Genomic DNA, 16,777 nt, shown 5'->3' with positions numbered 1-16,777 from the left:
GTTTTCCTGGCGATTTATCGGTGATTGAAAATAACATGACCGTGAATGCCCGGTTATGTGGATTTGACCGATTGTCGATGGCAACGGCGACTGTCCGATAAATCCGATTGAGACGCTGGCAGGATCTGCGCATGATGAATGCTGTACACGGATTGTCCGTGATGGTGTTTTTACTGCGTGATCAAACAGGGACCTCATCGATCAATGTCTTACTGGACGAAATGGTTATGGCTACTCTCGCTCTCTTATGCGGCTTCTGTACAGGCGCAGCCGTTACAGAAGACCTTTTCTGACTGGCAGATCACCTGTAATAACCTCAACAGCTGCGAAGTGCGCAGCATTCCGGGGAACAATGGCCTGGCAATGACGCTACAGCGGGAGGCGGGTAGCGATGCCCCGGCACAGTTACGCATTGATTACGGCAACCGTTTTAGCGGCAAGCTGCCCGGCGGTGCATTGCAGGATAATCTGTTGCTGGACGGGCAGCGTTTAAAGCTCGATCTCAAACACTGGGAGGTGGAGCCGCACCATCTGCGCACCACTCACAGCATCTCGATTGATGAATTCCTCGCCCAGGTGATGGATGCCGATACCATTCAACTGCTCTACCGGGCGGATGCGACGATCGGGCTTCACGGGCTGAAGGCCGCGTTGCTGTTAATGGATGAAGTACAGGGGAGAATTAACAGCACCAGCGCCTGGATACAGCGCGGCGATCGCGCCGCCAGCAACGTCCCGCCCGCCCCGGCGCTGCCGATGCTGGATGTGCCGCGCCATGCGCCGCAGGCGTTAACGAATGAGGAGTCCAGTGGACTGATTGATTTTGGCACCTGGCGGGCCACCAGCGATAGCTGCTCGCTGAATCCGCTGCGGCGCGAAGTCAGTGTGTCACCGCTCAGTGATGATAAGGCGCTGCTGCTGGTCAGCTGTGAAATGGGGGCGTACAACATGATTGACCTGGCGTATGAAGTGTCGCGCAGCCAGCCTTATGTATCGAAAAGCATTACCCTGACGCTGCCGTTTTCCCCACCGGAGCGCACGGATAATCAGCTGGAGCTGGTGAATGCCGATTTCGATGCAGCGCGTGGTGAATTACAAACCTTCAGCAAAGATCGTGGCCTGGGTGACTGCGGTGTCGCCACGCGCTGGCAGTATAACGGCCGCCAGTTTGTGCTGGCCGAATATGCGCAGGAGAGTACCTGCGATGCCTGGCACAGCAGCGACCAGTGGCCGATGCTGTATGAGAGCCAAAGCGTCCCGCCCCAGGATAACGCCTCGGTGGAGATGCACCAGGAGTGAGAGAAAAAGATGACGTCTCTTCATGTTGATTAAAATGTATAGGTAATTGCCGCCATGCCAGTGGCTTCATTGCGGCGAAAAACAATCGGGCTGTTGGCGGCATGATCGCTAAGCCAGGTATAGCCCGCCACCAGCGTGGTGCCCCATTGCGGGGTAAACTGGTGTCCCCATGTCAGACTGTTTTGTACGCCATACATTCCGCCGGGCGCAGCGTAGCGGCGGAAACCGCTGCGTGAACTCTGCGGGTCGTTAACACCGTAAAACGTGTTCATATAGCGGCCATCGCCAAACAGCGCGGCGGACTGAAAGGCGAGAGTGTCGCTTTCATTCTGTAGTGGGATCAATGTCACTGACGTTTGATACTGCACGCCCTGACTGTCGCTCAACGGCAGCGTTGCTTTGCCTTCCACGGAGAGCCACGGCGCAATCGTCCAGCCAACGGCCAGCGCCGTATTCAGCGCGGCGTCAATATTTCCCATCCCTTTGAGAGTGTCAGACCCGTCGCGCCATGAGGCCTTTTTATCCGAACGCCCCAGGCTGTAGCCCAGCGTATGCTCCAGATACAGCCCCGAGTCGGCCTGCAGGTCATATCCCAGACCTTTTTGCGAGTCGAAAAACACCGCGCCATCGCGGGCCTGTATCACTGGCACAAGCTGCCACTGGTGCTGGTCGGAACCGCTGTAACGCGGCGCGCTGGCTGCCCCGATCCCCAGGGTCAGGCTTTTCGGGTCCGGGTCGGCGGCGCGGGCGATAAAACTGATGTTCATGACGGCAAGACAGCTAATGCACAGGGTAAATTTTCTGGTTATCATCGTCGCTCCTCAGCACCGAATCATCACGGCTCACAAGTGGCCGCACATCTGATACCGAATGATGAACAGGCAGTGTCAATTTACTGCCAGGGTTTTATGAAGAAACAGTCAAGGTGATGAAATGCAGATGAAACGCGTACTGATTATTGAGGACGACGCGGATGCGGCTAACGTCCTGGAAGCCTATTTACGCCGGGAGAATTACCATGTCGCCATTGCCAGCGACGGATTAACCGGGCTGGATCTGTCGCAGAGCTGGAAGCCGGACCTGATCCTGCTTGATATCATGCTGCCTGGGATGAATGGCACAGAGGTGCTGGCGGCCGTGCGCCGTAAAGGGGATATTCCGGTGATCATGGTCTCCGCGATGGGGGATACGCCGGATAAAATTGGCGCACTGCGCTATGGCGCCGATGACTACGTGGTAAAACCGTACAACCCGGGTGAGGTGGTGGCACGCGTTCAGGCGGTGCTGCGCCGCACATCCAGCCTGACCCAGCGCCAGGAGATCCTGCGCTGGCAGGGGCTGGAGGTTGATGTTGAATCGCTCACCGCCGGTGTCAGAGACGGGGCGGGCAAGGTGACGGGGCTGGAACTCACTCCAACCGAACTCTCATTGCTCACCACGCTGATGCAGTCCCAGACCTATCCTTTTTCCCGTCAGATGCTGCTGGAGCGCTGCCTGCCAGAGAGCGAAGCGCTGGAGCGCGTGGTCGATACGCATATGTATAACCTGCGTAAAAAGCTGGAAAATGCGGGCATTGCGGATGTCCTGCATAACGTGCGCGGTGTGGGTTACCGGTTCAGACAGCCATGAGCCAGCACAAACAACAGAGCCTGTGGCGCTGGATCTGCATGAGGATCCTGGCGCTGGCCATGGGATCAGTGGTCTTGATCGCTTTATGCATGTGGCTGCGTTTTGTGATTCAGAAATACTGGGTACTCAATCATATGACGGCCTCTGACCGAGCGGAGCTGGCCGTCCTGTTGAAACATCCGGAGCGGGATATTGCCCGCTTTCACCAACTGATCGATGCGGGCTGGGGCCTTGGTTATTCGATGCCGGACATCGCCTCATCAGACTGGCTGACGCTGGCGACGTTAATTGTGATTGCGCTGCCGGTCATTATTATCTTCGGGCTGGGTGCCGCGCGGCCGCTGTCCGAACAGTTCAGCCGCCTGGCGACCGCGGCACGATCGGTGGCACGCGGTGAGTTTGGTACGCGGGCAGGGGCGGTGGAAAACGCCCCCGCTGAACTCGCACAGTTTACCCACGATTTTAATCTTATGTCTCAGCAGCTTGAACGTTACGATCGTGAGCTGCGCACCTCCCATGTCGCCATGGCGCACGAGCTGCGTTCACCGCTGACGGCTGCGATAGGGCGCCTTCAGGGGATGATAGACGGCGTATTTGAGCCGGTCCCGAGCCAGCTGAACATGGTGATGAAGCAGCTTCAGCACCTGAACCGGCTGACGGATGAGCTGCATCTGCTATCGCTTGCCGATGCCGGAGAACTGTCGTTCAGCCTGAGCACCTTCGATTTGACCGAACTGCTGCGTGAGCGCGTGATATGGATGAAACCGCAGGCGGAAGAGACCGGGATGAGCATGTCTGTCACTGCGGGCGCTCCTGCGCCTTTTCGCGGGGATCCTTTTCGTCTGGGGCAGGTCTTTACCATTCTGATGGAAAATGCCCTGCGCTACGCAGGCGAAGGCCACGTGCTGGATATCGATGTTCAGCGTCAGCTTAAGGGCTATGTGATCACCTTCCGCGATCATGGGCCGGGCGTGGAGGCAGAATTTCTGCCGCTGATGTTCGAACGATTTGCCCGGGCTGACTCTTCGCGGGCACGACACTCAGGCGGCAGTGGACTGGGTCTGTCGATAGCCCGGGCAATTTGTGAAGCCTGCGGTGGGCAGCTGGTGGCCTCACTGCCTGCGGAAGGCGGGCTGATGATCAGCCTGCATTTACCCTTTGCCACGCCGGAGGGGGAATAAAATCGCCTGAATTGACGGTTTCTTGATAATACGTGCAGCAAATCTGGACAGTCGCGCGATTGAATAAGGCGATTACCGTTCAGGAATAGCGTTATGACCGATACCTTCACCGATTACGCCCGTCAGATACTGCATCATCTCAACCTCCCGGGGCGGTTCTCCCTCTCCTGGCTGTGGTTTATGACACTGCCCGTCGCGTTTCTCCTTGTTGCCTGTGGCGGCAAGGAGAAAACCCCTGCGCCGACCGCTCGTCCGGTGCGCTATGTGGTGGCACCGGCTTCGCTTTCCGGCAGCGTGCAGTTGCAGACCGGGGAGATCCTGGCTCACGATGAAACGACTCTGGCGTTTCGCCTGGATGGACGCATATTGTCGCGCGCCGTGGATGTGGGGGACAAGGTGAAGGCAGGGCAGCTGCTGGCGATGCAGGATAACAGCACGGGCCGGAATCAGCTGGGCAGTGCGCGCGCCGATCTCGCCAGCGCACAGGCGGCTGAACGGGTGGCGGCATTGAATGTGCAGCGGATGAACACGCTGACGCGAACCGGGGCCATCGCCCGCGTTCAGCTGGATACGGCGCGTTCAGACTGGCAGGCGGCTTTATCCAAACGACAGAGCAGCGAAGCGGCACTTAAAAATGCCCAGGACAGCCTGAGCTGGACGCGCCTGACGGCGCCTTCGGACGGTATTATCACCGCGGTCAGCGCCCAGCCAGGTCAGGTTGTCAGTGCCGGACAGGCGGTGTTCACCCTCGCTGCGGGCAATGAACGCGATGCGATCTTTGACGTCAGCGATCCGCATGCTCTGACGCAAAACAGCCCCCAGCCTGTACAGATCTCACTGCTTGCCGACCCCGGTGTGACAACCCAGGGACAGCTGCGTGATATCAGCCCGCAGGCCGATCCTCAAACGCGTACCTGGCGCGTGCGCGTGACGCTGGAGAATCCACCGGACAGCATGGCGCTGGGGGCCAGTGTGCAGGCAGAGTGGCGGCATGAGGGGCAACGCAGCATCGCACTGCCCGCGTCCGCCTTGACCCGGCTGGGGGATAAACCCGCCGTTTTCGTGGTGGATCGTACCCACCTCCGCGTGCTGATACGTCCGGTCAGCCTGGGGAACTCTGATCTGAGCAGCATTGCGGTGACGGCAGGTATCCTGCCGGGAGAGCGGGTAGTAACAGCAGGCGTCAGCAAACTGCGTGACGGTGAAAAAGTCAGACTGCTGGAGGAAGGCGAATGACCCCGCACATGCCGACATCGCGTTTCAATCTCTCCACCTGGGCCTTACAGCACCAACAACCGATCGTCTTCTTTATGCTGCTGGTGATGGTGGCAGGTATCCTCAGCTATGCGCAGCTGCCGCGTAATGAAGATCCGGCGTTTACCATCAAAACCGCCGTGGTATCGGCATCCTGGCCGGGTGCTGATGTAACAGATACGGTTAATCTGGTCACGGATACGCTGGAGAAGAAACTTCAGGAAATTCCTTATCTCGATTATGTCGAGAGTGAAACCCGCGCCGGGCAGTCGGTGATTTTTGTTAACCTGCGCGATGATACGCCCCCTGCCTCAGTGCCTGATATCTGGTATCAGGTGCGCAAAAAAGTGCAGGATATTACGCCTTCGCTTCCCCAGGGAGTGCAGACGCCCCAGGTCAACGACGAGTTTGATGATACGTTTGGCACGATTTACGGTTTCACCGCCGAAGGCTTCTCCCCGCGCGAACTGCGCGACCGGGTTGAAGACATTCGCCGCAGCCTGATGTCGCTGCCGGATATGGGCAAAATCATGCTGACGGGGGTGCAGGAAGAGCAAATGGTGATTGCCTTTTCGCCGCGTAAAATGGCGGGGCTGGGGATGGATCTTCAGCAGGTCACCGAGGCCATTCGTGCGCAGAATGCCGTGGTGCCCGCCGGGGAAATACGCAGCGACAGGGAAAATATCGCGCTGCGCGTGACCGGCTCGCTGGGGTCCGCGCAGAGTGTGCAAGCTGTCGTGCTGCATATTGGCGATCGTTATATCCCCCTTAGCGCGATTGCCACCGTCACCCGGGAAGTGGCAGAGCCGCCCGCTGCTGCATTTCGCGTCAATGGTCAACCCGCCATCGGTCTGGCGATATCCATGGCCGCTACCGGCAACATGATTCGTTTTGGTGAGGCGGTGAACCAGCGTATGGCGGCGATTCAGGCCGGGCTGCCGCACGGGATTGAGATGGTCAGGGTGGCTGACCAGAGCGCCGTGGTAAAGCAGGCCGTCAGTGGATTTACCCGGGTGCTGACGGAAGCGGTGGTTATCGTGATGGCGGTTTCTTTTCTCTCGCTGGGTATGCGGGCCGGGCTGGTGGTGGCCGCCGCGATCCCGCTGGTGCTGGCGATGACCTTCGTGGGCATGATGCTGGCGGGGATCGGGTTACAGCGCATTTCGCTGGGGGCGCTGATTATCGCGCTCGGCCTACTGGTGGATGATGCGATGATCACCGTGGAAAGCATGGTGTCACGGCTGGAAGCGGGAGACAGCCGCTGGAAGGCCGCCAGCTATGCGTTTCAAACCACCGCCTTCCCGATGTTGACGGGGACGCTGGTAATGATTGCCGGTTTTATCCCGGTCGGGTTTGCCGCCTCCAGCGCGGGAGAATACTGTTTTTCTCTGTTTGTTGTCGTGACGATCGCGCTGCTCTCCTCCTGGGTCGTTGCTATCCTGTTTTCTCCGCTGATCGGCACCTGGCTACTGCCCGCCGCCCTTAAATCACATCAGGCCGGGCCGGGGCGGGTGGCGCGCGGGTATCACCGCTTACTGATGCTGGCGCTGGGGCACCGGCTGAAAACCGTGACCGCTGCGCTGACGTTGCTGGTGCTGGCAGGGTGGGGAACAACCTTTATGCAGGGAGAGTTTTTTCCGGCGTCCGACCGGCCTGAGCTGCTGGTGAGCCTGACGCTGCCCGGCAACGCCTCTCAGACAGAAACCGAACGCCAGACCGCGCGGCTTGAGCGGGCATTACGCGGCAATCCCCATATTGATCGCCTCTCCAGCTATGTCGGCACCGGGGCTATCCGTTTTTATCTGCCGATGGATGTATTACTCGATAATGAAAACACCGCCCAGCTGGTCGTGGTGGCGAAGAGTCTTGAGGATCGTGAAGTGCTGCAACAGCAGCTGGAGAAGATCCTGTCGGAGAGTTTCAGTGATATCGCCACGCGCGTTTCGCCGCTCGAACTGGGGCCGCCGGTCGGCTGGCCAATAAAGTACCGCGTCAGCGGGCCGGATTATCATCAGGTTCAATCGATTGCCCGGCAGCTGGCGGCGATCCTCGGCGACAGTACGCTCACCCGTGAGGTGAATCTGACCGCCGGTGAACCGGAGCGCGTCATCACTCTGATGATCAATCAGACGGCGGCACGGGCGGCGGGCGTCTCCTCGGAAAGCGTGGCCGCAGCACTGAATACCCTCTGGTCAGGCAGCGTGGTGACGACAGTCCGTGACGGTAACCGACAGGTGGATGTGATGCTGCGGGCCAATGACCGGGAACGTCAGGATCTGACGACGCTCTCCTCCCTGCAACTGACCACCAGCGGCGGCATCAAGGTGCCCTTAAGTCAGGTGGCAACGCTTCGCTGGGGCATCCAGGACCCGGTGATCTGGCGCCATCAGCGTATGCCGTTTATCACCGTGCAGACTGACCTGGCACCGGGCCTGCGTGCGGAGGGGGTATCGCAACAGTTGGCGGCCCCGGTCACGCAACTGCGAGCGTCATTACCCCCTGGCTACCGGATTGACGAAGGCGGATCGGTGGCTGAATCGGATAAGGGCAACAACTCGGTGTTTGCCGTTCTGCCGGTGACGCTGTTTGTGATGCTGATCCTGCTGATGATCCAGCTACAGCGTTTCTCGCGTATGCTGCTGGCGCTGCTGATGGCGCCCTTTGGGCTGATTGGTATTGTGCTGGCGATGTTACCGACCGGCACGCCGATGGGCTTTGTGGCACTGCTCGGGATGATTGCGCTGGCCGGGATGATTATCCGTAATGCGGTGATTCTGATCGGGGAGGTGGACAGCAACCTTGGGCGGGGAATGGAAAAACAGCAGGCGATTATCGCTGCCGCGCAGCATCGATCTCGCCCGATCATGCTGACCGCCTGTGCGGCGATTCTGGGTATGATCCCGATAGCCGAACAGGTGTTCTGGGGACCGATGGCCTATGCCATCATCGGCGGGTTGCTGGTGGCCACGCTGGTGACACTGACGGTGCTGCCCGCCTGTCTCAGCCTGGTGATAAAAGACGATGCGGTGCCGGAAGCATAAAAAAACCGCCTTGCGGCGGTTATGTATTTTGGGCTGGATAGGCGTTAATGCGCTTTCAGCAGCGCGTCCGCATGGCTGACGATGTTTTCCACCGTAAAGCCAAACTCCGCGAACAGCTTCTCGGCCGGGGCCGATTCACCAAAGCCGGTCATCCCGACGATGGCGCCGTTCAGGCCAACATATTTGTACCAGTAGTCAGCGATACCGGCTTCCACCGCCACACGCGCCGTGACGGCAGCAGGCAGCACGGATTCACGGTAGGCCACATCCTGAGCATCAAACAGGTCGGTTGAAGGCAGCGATACCACGCGCACCTTGTGGCCGCTGGCGGTCAGCTTGTCGGCTGCGCCCAGGGTGATTTCCACTTCGGAACCGGTAGCAATCAGGATCACATCCGGCGTGCCGTTGCTGTCTTTCAGCACGTAACCGCCGCGCGAAATATTGGCCAGCTGCTCTTTCGTACGCTCCGGTTGCGCCAGGTTCTGACGCGACAGGATCAGCGCGGTTGGGCCATTATGACGCTCGACGGCATGTTTCCACGCCACGGCGGTTTCTACCTGGTCGCACGGACGCCAGACGCTCATATTGGGTGTTACGCGCAGGCTGGCGATCTGCTCAACCGGCTGGTGCGTCGGGCCATCTTCGCCCAGGCCGATCGAGTCGTGGGTGTAGACCATAATCTGACGCGCCTTCATCAGTGCCGCCATACGCACGGCGTTACGCGCATACTCAACGAACATCAGGAAGGTGGCGGTGTAAGGGATAAAGCCACCGTGATGCGCCAGGCCATTGGCAATCGCCGTCATGCCGAATTCGCGCACGCCGTAGTGAATATAGTTTCCGGCCAGGTCCTCTTTGATCGACTTCGAGCCAGACCAGATAGTCAGATTGCTTGGTGCCAAATCAGCAGAGCCACCTAAGAACTCTTTCAGCAGCGGACCGTAAGCTTCCAGCGCGTTTTGCGAGGCTTTACGGCTGGCGATTTTTTGCGGATTGGCCTGCAACTGTTCAATGTACTTCTGGGTTTCGGCCTGCCAGTTCTCCGGCATCCCTCCGGTCATACGGCGGGTGTATTCAGCGGCCAGCTCAGGGTAAGCGGTTTTGTACGCGGCAAATTTCGCGTCCCACGCTTTTTCCGCTTTCGCACCGGAGTCTTTCGCATCCCACTGCGCATAAATCTCTTTCGGGATTTCAAACGGCGGATAATTCCAGCCCAGCGCTTTACGCGTCAGCGCCACTTCTTCATCGCCCAGCGCCGCACCGTGCGCTTCTTCTTTCCCGGCTTTGTTCGGCGAACCGAAACCAATCACGGTTTTACAAATCAGCAGCGACGGTTTGTCGGTGACGCTCTGCGCTTCTTTGATCGCGTTGGCAATCGCATCCGGGTTGTGGCCGTCGATATCGCGGATCACATGCCAGTGATAGGCTTCAAAACGTTGTGCAGTATCGTCGGTAAACCAGCCTTCCACTTCACCATCAATCGAAATGCCGTTGTGATCGTAAAAGCCGATCAGTTTACCTAAGCCCAGCGTACCCGCCAGTGAGCAGACTTCATGGGAGATGCCTTCCATCAGGCAGCCATCACCCATAAACACGTAAGTATGGTGGTCGACAATCTCATGATCCGGGCGGTTAAACTGCGCGCCCAGCGTCCGTTCCGCAATCGCCAGTCCGACAGCATTCGCCAGACCCTGGCCCAGCGGCCCGGTGGTGGTTTCCACGCCTGGCGTGTAGCCCAATTCCGGGTGGCCCGGCGTTTTTGAATGCAGCTGGCGGAAGTTTTTCAGCTCGGACATCGGTAGATCGTAGCCGCTGAGATGCAGCAGGCTGTAAAGCAGCATTGAGGCGTGGCCGTTCGACAGAATAAAGCGGTCGCGGTCAGCCCAGGCCGGGTTGTTCGGGTTGTGATGCAGGAAATCACGCCACAGCACTTCAGCGATATCGGCCATACCCATTGGCGCACCCGGATGACCAGATTTGGCTTTTTGCACCGCATCCATACTGAGCGCGCGGATGGCATTTGCCAGTTCTTTACGTGAAGACATTGCTTCCTCCTTGTTGCATAGGGGCGGATCGTCGATCCGCCGGGGAGACAGAGATAATAAAGAGGGGGATTACAGACGTGCCGCCAGCACGTCTTCCAGTTTTTGCTGGTCAACGGCGAACTGGCGGATACCTTCAGCCAGTTTTTCTACTGCCATCGGGTCCTGATTATGTTCCCAGCGGAATTCTGCTTCAGACAGCGGCGCTGGCTGGTGGAAGCCCTGAGTGGACGGCGTCAGTTTGCGTTCGACCGGGGCATTGCTGGCCTGAAGTTCTTCCAGCAGATTCGGCGCGATGGTCAGACGGTCGCAGCCCGCCAGGGCGAGGATCTGATCAACTTTACGGAAGCTGGCACCCATGATCACGGTGTTATAGCGATGCTGCTTGTAGTAGTCGTAGATGTTGCGCACGGATTTCACACCCGGATCTTCATCTACCACATACGGGTTGAGCGGTTTACGGCTGTTGTACCAGTCGTAGATGCGGCCAACAAACGGTGAGATCAGGAACACGTCGGCTTCAGCGCAGGCACGGGCCTGAGCGAAGGAGAATAAAAGGGTCAGGTTGCATTGAATGCCGTTTTTCTCCAGCTCTTCCGCGGCTTTGATCCCTTCCCAGGTGGACGCCAGCTTGATGAGGATGCGTGAACGGTCGATACCGTTTTCTTCATACATTCTCACCAGTTTTTCAGCTTTGGTGACGCACATACCGCGATCGAAAGAGAGGCGCGCATCAACTTCAGTAGACACGCGGCCAGGAACACTTTTCAGGATCTCCAGACCGAGGTTAACCGCGACTTTGTCGCTGGCATTGATAATCTGGGTTTCTTTACTGCCGCCCTGTTTTTTGGCGTACTCGATGGCGTCAGTAATCAGATGTTTGTAGGCGTCCAGGCCAGAGGCTTTCAGGATCAGAGACGGGTTGGTTGTGGCATCTTCCGGGTGGTAGTTACGGATGGATTCAATGTCGCCACTATCAGCCACCACGGTGGTGAATTGTTTCAGTGCGTCTAGCTGGTTCATCTAAAGCTCCTTGATAAGCAATCTGTGATGCAAATTTGACCGTGACGCAATTGTTGCGGCTGTTTCTCACAGGCAAGACGCAACAACTCTACTCGACACGGCTGGGTATTCTTAGGCGAAACATTGCATCAGACCCGCGACAATGGGAATGCGTTTTCTCTGATTGTTGCGATGGGTTCGCCCAATGGGCCAGTCTGCTGGCAGCAAAAATAGCACAAGGGCTAAGTGTAGCAGCTCAGGGAAAACACGGCGGCACAGGGGAGGGTGCGCCGCACCTAAGGATTACTTTTCGACGACTTTCTGTTCGTAATAGCTGATTTTCTCGACTTTTTCTGTTGAGCCGCCGCCTTCAAATTCAGCATTTAGCCAGCTGTTCACAATGCTGCGGGCCAGCTCCGGCCCGATGACGCGTGCGCCCAGCGTCATCACCTGCGCATTGTTACTCTTGCGTGCGCGCTCGGCAGAGTAGGTATCGTGACACTGTGCCGCACGGATCCCCGGCACCTTGTTTGCCACAATCGCCATGCCGATCCCGGTTCCGCAAATCAAAATTCCACGCTGGTGCTTACCTTCACGAATGGCGTTAGCCACCGTCCAGGCGACATCGGGATAGGCGTTATCCGCATGCTGTCCCCTATCGCAACTGTAGTCAGTGATAACAAAGCCTGACTGCTGGAGGTAGCAGACAAGAAATTTTTTCAACTCAGTAGCGGCATCATCAGCGCCGATCGCAATCGAAACCATGGCAAATCTCTCCAAAAAAGGTGAAGTAAGTGGCCGACGATCGTCAGGGGTCGCGGCCTGAATATGACTACACTAAGCGCAAATATTCAAATATTCAAATGTTCAATTGTAGATCATATGTTTTGTTTGAATTGACGAGATTACGAAAATAAAAGTGGGGGTTGTCACAAAAAATAATCATAAACTCACTTGGTTATGCTGATTTATCCTGTTTCACGCCATTTGTCACAGTTCGCAACTCAAGGTGTTGGCTTAATCCTTTCCGCTGTGTAGTGTTCAATTGCTCGGTTATCGTGTAAATGATCATTAGAAGGGGAAGCGATTATGTGTCAGCAGAGGGAAGTTCAGCATCGCCGTGTTGAGGGCATACCATCACGGATGAAAGCTGTTGTAGCGTTTGCACCCGGAGATTACCGACTACAGGAAGTGGATGTTCCTTGTCTCGAAAACGGCGAGATTCTGGTGAAGGTAGAAGCCTGCGGCATCTGCGCTGGAGATATAAAAGCCTGGGAGGGGGCACCCAGTTTTTGGGGAGATGATAAGCAACCCGCCTATATCAAAGCGCCCATGATCCCGGGGCATGAGTTTATCGGTCATGTTGTTGCGCTGGCTGATGATGTTGAGGCGTTCGCGCTCGGCGACCGGGTTATTTCAGAACAAATTGTGCCGTGCTGGGGCTGCCGTTTTTGCCACCGGGGACAGTACTGGATGTGTGAGAAGCACGATCTTTATGGTTTCCAAAATAATGTCAACGGCGGTATGGCGCAGTACATGAAGTTTACCAAAGAGGCGATCAACTACCACGTCCCCGACGAATTGCCGATTGAGGACGCCATTTTGATTGAACCCTATGCCTGTTCGTTGCATGCGGTACAGCGCGCCAATATCAAACTTGGCGATGTGGTGGTGCTGGCCGGAGCGGGAACCCTGGGGTTGGGAATGATTGGCGCTATTAAGAAGTCTGGTCCGGCAAAACTGGTGGTGCTTGATCTGTCGGATAAACGTCTGGCACTGGCGAAAGAGTTTGGGGCCGATATCGTCATTAACCCGGCGTCTCAGGATGCGGTCAAGCGAGTGAAAGAGATGACTGACGGCTATGGCTGCGACATCTATATCGAAGCCACAGGCGCAGGAAAGTCGGTGGAGCAAGGGCTGACGATGATCCGTAAGCTGGGCACGTTTGTGGAGTTTTCAGTATTCAAAGATCCGGTCAGCATTGACTGGAGCATCATTAGTGACCGTAAGGAACTGGATGTCCTCGGTTCTCACCTCGGACCGTATTGCTACCCGCTGGTTATTGAAGGTATCCGCGACGGGTCATTCCCGACCAAAGGGGTTGTCACACATACCTTGCCGCTTGAGCGATTCACTGAAGGTTTTGAGCTGATGAAACGCGGCGTTGACTCCATCAAAGTGGTGCTGAATCCAAATCTCTAAATCTATTCATGTAAGTGCGGCATTCCCGGTATGGCCGGGCGCACTTCCTGAGATCCATTCCAGGAGGGGATATGTTGCAACGATTCGTCGTTCGCACTGGCCTGTCACCTAAGTTGTTGTTGGGTTATGCCGGTGTATTGATATTTATGATGGGAGAGGGGTTGGAGCAGGGATGGCTCTCGCCTTATCTGATTGAAAACGGTATGAGCGTACAGCAGTCGGCACTGCTGTTCAGCGTATACGGTTTTGCCGCAGCGATTGCTGCATGGTTTTCAGGCGTGCTGGCTGAAATCTATACCGCCAGACGGGTGATGCTGGTCGGATTGATTTTGTTCATGATTGGCTCCGTGCTGTTTCTCTCTGTTGGTTTACCCAGCCATCATCTGGGCACCATGATCCCGACCTATGCGCTGCGCGGTCTGGGTTATCCGTTGTTTGCTTATGGTTTTTTGGTTTGGGTGGCCTATGAAGCACCTAAAGAGCGGCTGGGTTCTGCGGTAGGTATCTTCTGGTTTGTGTACAGCGGCGGATTAAGCGTACTGGGAGTCCTCTATTCCAGCATGGCGCTGCCGCTGCTGGGGGAGATTAACACGCTGTGGAGTGCCCTGATTTTCGTCGCACTGGGTGCAATGATTGCCCTGTTACTTAACCGGGGCGATGCAGCGGAACAGGCATCGTGTGTGAAACCCTCTCTGGCATATGTAGTGAAGGGGATTACCATCGCCGTTGAAAACCCCAAAATTGGTCTGGGGGGGATCGTCCGCACTATTAATACCTCTGCCGCCTATGGCTTCGTGGTCTTTATGCCGACCTACATGATGGATCTCGGCTTCAGCCGTACCGACTGGCTGCATATGTATGCGGCTCTGTGGGGCGTCAATATCATCTTTAACCTGGTTTTTGGCATTGTCAGCGACGGTCTTGGCTGGCGTAACGTGGTGATGTGGTTTGGCTGCATTGGCTGCGCAATCACCACCGTGCTGTTCTTCTATATGCCGCAGTGGGTTGGCGCTAATTACTGGGCAACGGTCACTATGGCTGGCCTGTTTGGGGCCTGCCTGGCTGCGTTTGTTCCGCTTTCTGCTCTGATGCCATCCCTGGCACCGGAAAATAAAGGTGCCGCCATGTCAATTCTGAATCTGGGGGCGGGGTTAAGCACCTTCGTCGGGCCTGCGATTGTTGGCGTGTTTATCGGTTCGCTTGGCGCAGACGGCGTGATCTGGATTTACACCGGCCTTTACCTACTGGCCGCGCTACTCATGAAGTTTGTCACCTTACCCACCCTGGACGACATGACGACGTCCTCGTCCTCGAGCCAATTGATTAAACAGAAGGAAGCATCATGATGAGTTTGTCATTAGAGGGGAAGGTTGCCCTGATCACGGGGGGGGCCGCAGGGATCGGTTATGCCATCGCCCAGGCTTTTTTGCAGCAGGGAGGGCGTGTCGCTCTGTTCGATCGCGATGAACAAGTCGGCCAACTGGCAGATCACATGGATAGCCAGCGAGTGCTGGGACTGACCGTCGATGTGACCGATCGTTTAGCCGTCAATGCAGCAGTGGCCGAGGTTATTCGCCACTTTGGCACGCTGGACATTGCCGTCAACTGCGCTGGCGTGGCGCTGCTGGGGCCTGCCGAGTCGTTGGGAGAAGCAGAGTGGGATCGCACACTTGCAATCAACCTTAAAGGCACATTTCTGGTATGTCAGGCAGCGGGGCAGCATTTTCTGCGCCAGGGCAGTGGCAACATTATCAATATGGCTTCTCAGGCAGCCATCGTCGCATTACCCCAGCATGTGGCTTACTGCGCCAGCAAGGCGGCAGTGGTGGGCTTAACTCAGGTGCTGGCGCTGGAGTGGGGCCCTCACAATATTAATGTGAATGCTATCTCGCCAACGGTTGTGCTGACCGAGTTGGGTGCCAGGGCCTGGGCTGGAGAGTCCGGCGAACAACATAAAAAACAGATCCCATTACGTCGTTTTGCTGAACCTGCACACATTGCGGCAACGGCACTGTTTCTTGCCAGCCCAGGGGCGGCAATGATGAACGGGGCCAACGTGGTGGTCGATGGTGGTTTCACCATTTGTTGAGGTGCCACGGTGCCCATAAATAAGGAGTCATACAATGAATCGCATTATTAACGATCCTGATTATGTGGTGGATGACGCCATTCAGGGATATTTGAAAGCCCATCCTGCTATTTTCCAGGCCACGGCGAACCCACGCGTTCTCAAGCGTCCGCAGTCACCACAAGCCGGAAAAGTGGGTGTGGTTACTGGCGGTGGTTCAGGCCATGAACCGGCCTTCCTCGGTTATATGGGGGAAAACATGCTGGATGCGGTTGCTATTGGGGAGGTGTTTTCTTCGCCGACTGCCGGCGCATTCCTTGATGCATTTAAAGCCGCCGATAGTGGGGCCGGTGTTGCCTGCCTCTACGGTAACTATGCCGGCGATAATATGAACGTCAAAATGGCAATCAAGAAAGCAACGGCGGCAGGTATCGCCGTTAAAACGGTGGTGGCAAATGACGATATTGCTTCTGCTCCCGTTAGTGAAAAGGCGCGCAGGCGTGGCGTGGCTGGGGAAATTTTGATGTGGAAGGTGGGGGGCGCTGCCGCCGCGCAGGGTTACGACCTGGATGGGGTGATCGGCGTGGCGCAGAAGGCAATCGATAACTGCCGCTCTATTGGTGTTGGGCTGAGTTCCTGCACGATCCCTGCGGTCGGGAAGCCTAATTTCCATATCGCTCCGGGGACGATGGAAATTGGGATTGGTCATCACGGTGAGCCGGGTATCGAAGTGGTGCCAACGCAAAGCGCCAAAGAGATGGCATCGACCATGCTTAACTTTGTGCTCGAACACCAGGACGGTGCTAAACACTCAGATGTTATGGTGCTGGTTTCCGGCCTGGGCGCCACCCCAGTGATGGAGCTGTATATCTATTACGCCGAAGTAGAGAAAATCCTGAGTGAGAAAGGGATCCGTGTCCATCGTGCACTGGTTGGTAACTATTTTACCTCGCTGGAGATGATGGGGGTAACACTGACGCTAATGACGCTGGATGATGAACTGAAAAAACTGGTTGATCTGCCGACGCAGGTCCCGGGATTAACACTGTTGGGATAAGA

At 56.7% G+C, this 16,777-nt stretch carries 13 protein-coding genes; 9 read left to right on the top strand and 4 right to left on the bottom strand.

The window, feature by feature from the left end; genetic code table 11:
• Positions 1 to 204: 204 nt before the first annotated feature.
• Entirely contained in the window at positions 205 to 1,299 is a 1,095-nt protein-coding gene (locus ACFL9S_RS19745; RefSeq protein WP_405263549.1) for a DUF1176 domain-containing protein, read from the top strand.
• Positions 1,300 to 1,328: 29 nt separating this feature from the next.
• On the opposite strand, the gene ACFL9S_RS19740 is transcribed toward ACFL9S_RS19745, so the two are convergent.
• Positions 1,329 to 2,111: a MipA/OmpV family protein gene (locus ACFL9S_RS19740; protein ID WP_405263548.1), complete on the bottom strand. Its 783-nt coding sequence runs from the start codon at positions 2,109 to 2,111 to the stop codon at positions 1,329 to 1,331.
• Positions 2,112 to 2,232: 121 nt separating this feature from the next.
• Here ACFL9S_RS19740 and ACFL9S_RS19735 point away from each other — a divergent pair, with 121 nt between their 5' ends.
• The 4 genes from ACFL9S_RS19735 to ACFL9S_RS19720 all read left to right on the top strand — a co-directional run bounded on the left by ACFL9S_RS19735 (position 2,233) and on the right by ACFL9S_RS19720 (position 8,404).
• Positions 2,233 to 2,928, top strand: a complete 696-nt coding sequence (locus ACFL9S_RS19735; protein WP_405263547.1) for a response regulator — start codon at positions 2,233 to 2,235, stop codon at positions 2,926 to 2,928.
• Complete coding sequence (locus tag ACFL9S_RS19730) at positions 2,925 to 4,109, top strand: sensor histidine kinase (RefSeq protein ID WP_405263546.1); 1,185 nt, start codon at positions 2,925 to 2,927, stop codon at positions 4,107 to 4,109. The genes ACFL9S_RS19735 and ACFL9S_RS19730 overlap by 4 nt, the downstream gene beginning before the upstream one ends.
• A 93-nt stretch (positions 4,110 to 4,202) precedes the next feature.
• Positions 4,203 to 5,345, top strand: a complete 1,143-nt coding sequence (locus ACFL9S_RS19725) for an efflux RND transporter periplasmic adaptor subunit (protein WP_405263545.1) — start codon at positions 4,203 to 4,205, stop codon at positions 5,343 to 5,345.
• The gene (locus tag ACFL9S_RS19720; protein ID WP_405263544.1) at positions 5,342 to 8,404 is read left to right on the top strand and encodes an efflux RND transporter permease subunit; all 3,063 of its coding nucleotides are present in this window, start codon (positions 5,342 to 5,344) and stop codon (positions 8,402 to 8,404) included. Before ACFL9S_RS19725 ends, ACFL9S_RS19720 begins: the two co-directional genes overlap by 4 nt.
• A 44-nt stretch (positions 8,405 to 8,448) precedes the next feature.
• Here ACFL9S_RS19720 and tkt read toward each other — a convergent pair whose 3' ends face one another.
• The 3 genes from tkt to rpiB all read right to left on the bottom strand — a co-directional run bounded on the left by tkt (position 8,449) and on the right by rpiB (position 12,213).
• Positions 8,449 to 10,449: a transketolase gene (gene tkt, locus ACFL9S_RS19715; RefSeq protein ID WP_405263543.1), complete on the bottom strand. Its 2,001-nt coding sequence runs from the start codon at positions 10,447 to 10,449 to the stop codon at positions 8,449 to 8,451.
• A gap of 69 nt (positions 10,450 to 10,518) precedes the next feature.
• Entirely contained in the window at positions 10,519 to 11,469 is a 951-nt protein-coding gene (gene tal, locus ACFL9S_RS19710; RefSeq protein ID WP_405263542.1) for a transaldolase, read from the bottom strand.
• A gap of 282 nt (positions 11,470 to 11,751) precedes the next feature.
• Complete coding sequence (rpiB, locus tag ACFL9S_RS19705; RefSeq protein WP_405263541.1) at positions 11,752 to 12,213, bottom strand: ribose 5-phosphate isomerase B; 462 nt, start codon at positions 12,211 to 12,213, stop codon at positions 11,752 to 11,754.
• A 324-nt stretch (positions 12,214 to 12,537) separates the two neighbouring features.
• Between rpiB and ACFL9S_RS19700 the strand changes: the two genes are divergently transcribed.
• From ACFL9S_RS19700 to ACFL9S_RS19685, 4 genes are all read left to right on the top strand, one after another.
• The gene (locus tag ACFL9S_RS19700; RefSeq protein WP_405263540.1) at positions 12,538 to 13,650 is read left to right on the top strand and encodes an alcohol dehydrogenase catalytic domain-containing protein; all 1,113 of its coding nucleotides are present in this window, start codon (positions 12,538 to 12,540) and stop codon (positions 13,648 to 13,650) included.
• A 71-nt stretch (positions 13,651 to 13,721) separates the two neighbouring features.
• Entirely contained in the window at positions 13,722 to 14,996 is a 1,275-nt protein-coding gene (locus tag ACFL9S_RS19695) for an MFS transporter (protein ID WP_405263539.1), read from the top strand.
• Positions 14,993 to 15,739: an SDR family oxidoreductase gene (locus ACFL9S_RS19690; RefSeq protein WP_405263538.1), complete on the top strand. Its 747-nt coding sequence runs from the start codon at positions 14,993 to 14,995 to the stop codon at positions 15,737 to 15,739. Before ACFL9S_RS19695 ends, ACFL9S_RS19690 begins: the two co-directional genes overlap by 4 nt.
• Before the next feature lie 34 nt (positions 15,740 to 15,773).
• Positions 15,774 to 16,775, top strand: a complete 1,002-nt coding sequence (locus tag ACFL9S_RS19685; protein ID WP_405263537.1) for a dihydroxyacetone kinase subunit DhaK — start codon at positions 15,774 to 15,776, stop codon at positions 16,773 to 16,775.
• Positions 16,776 to 16,777 lie beyond the last annotated feature (2 nt).

Source organism: Erwinia sp. AnSW2-5 (assembly GCF_045107195.1).
Classification (GTDB): domain Bacteria; phylum Pseudomonadota; class Gammaproteobacteria; order Enterobacterales; family Enterobacteriaceae; genus Erwinia.
This window is presented reverse-complemented; position numbering and strand designations above follow the sequence as displayed.

What these genes read in the sequence shown, in the direction of transcription:
- ACFL9S_RS19735 (WP_405263547.1), top strand. Translation starts at nt 2,233, where the DNA reads ATGCAGATGAAACGCGTACTGATTATTGAGGACGACGCGGATGCGGCT.
- ACFL9S_RS19700 (WP_405263540.1), top strand. Translation starts at nt 12,538, where the DNA reads ATGTGTCAGCAGAGGGAAGTTCAGCATCGCCGTGTTGAGGGCATACCA.
- ACFL9S_RS19725 (WP_405263545.1), top strand. Translation starts at nt 4,203, where the DNA reads ATGACCGATACCTTCACCGATTACGCCCGTCAGATACTGCATCATCTC.
- ACFL9S_RS19720 (WP_405263544.1), top strand. Translation starts at nt 5,342, where the DNA reads ATGACCCCGCACATGCCGACATCGCGTTTCAATCTCTCCACCTGGGCC.
- ACFL9S_RS19695 (WP_405263539.1), top strand. Translation starts at nt 13,722, where the DNA reads ATGTTGCAACGATTCGTCGTTCGCACTGGCCTGTCACCTAAGTTGTTG.
- ACFL9S_RS19690 (WP_405263538.1), top strand. Translation starts at nt 14,993, where the DNA reads ATGATGAGTTTGTCATTAGAGGGGAAGGTTGCCCTGATCACGGGGGGG.
- ACFL9S_RS19740 (WP_405263548.1), bottom strand. Translation starts at nt 2,111, where the DNA reads ATGATAACCAGAAAATTTACCCTGTGCATTAGCTGTCTTGCCGTCATG.
- ACFL9S_RS19730 (WP_405263546.1), top strand. Translation starts at nt 2,925, where the DNA reads ATGAGCCAGCACAAACAACAGAGCCTGTGGCGCTGGATCTGCATGAGG.
- tkt (WP_405263543.1), bottom strand. Translation starts at nt 10,449, where the DNA reads ATGTCTTCACGTAAAGAACTGGCAAATGCCATCCGCGCGCTCAGTATG.
- rpiB (WP_405263541.1), bottom strand. Translation starts at nt 12,213, where the DNA reads ATGGTTTCGATTGCGATCGGCGCTGATGATGCCGCTACTGAGTTGAAA.
- ACFL9S_RS19745 (WP_405263549.1), top strand. Translation starts at nt 205, where the DNA reads ATGTCTTACTGGACGAAATGGTTATGGCTACTCTCGCTCTCTTATGCG.
- ACFL9S_RS19685 (WP_405263537.1), top strand. Translation starts at nt 15,774, where the DNA reads ATGAATCGCATTATTAACGATCCTGATTATGTGGTGGATGACGCCATT.
- tal (WP_405263542.1), bottom strand. Translation starts at nt 11,469, where the DNA reads ATGAACCAGCTAGACGCACTGAAACAATTCACCACCGTGGTGGCTGAT.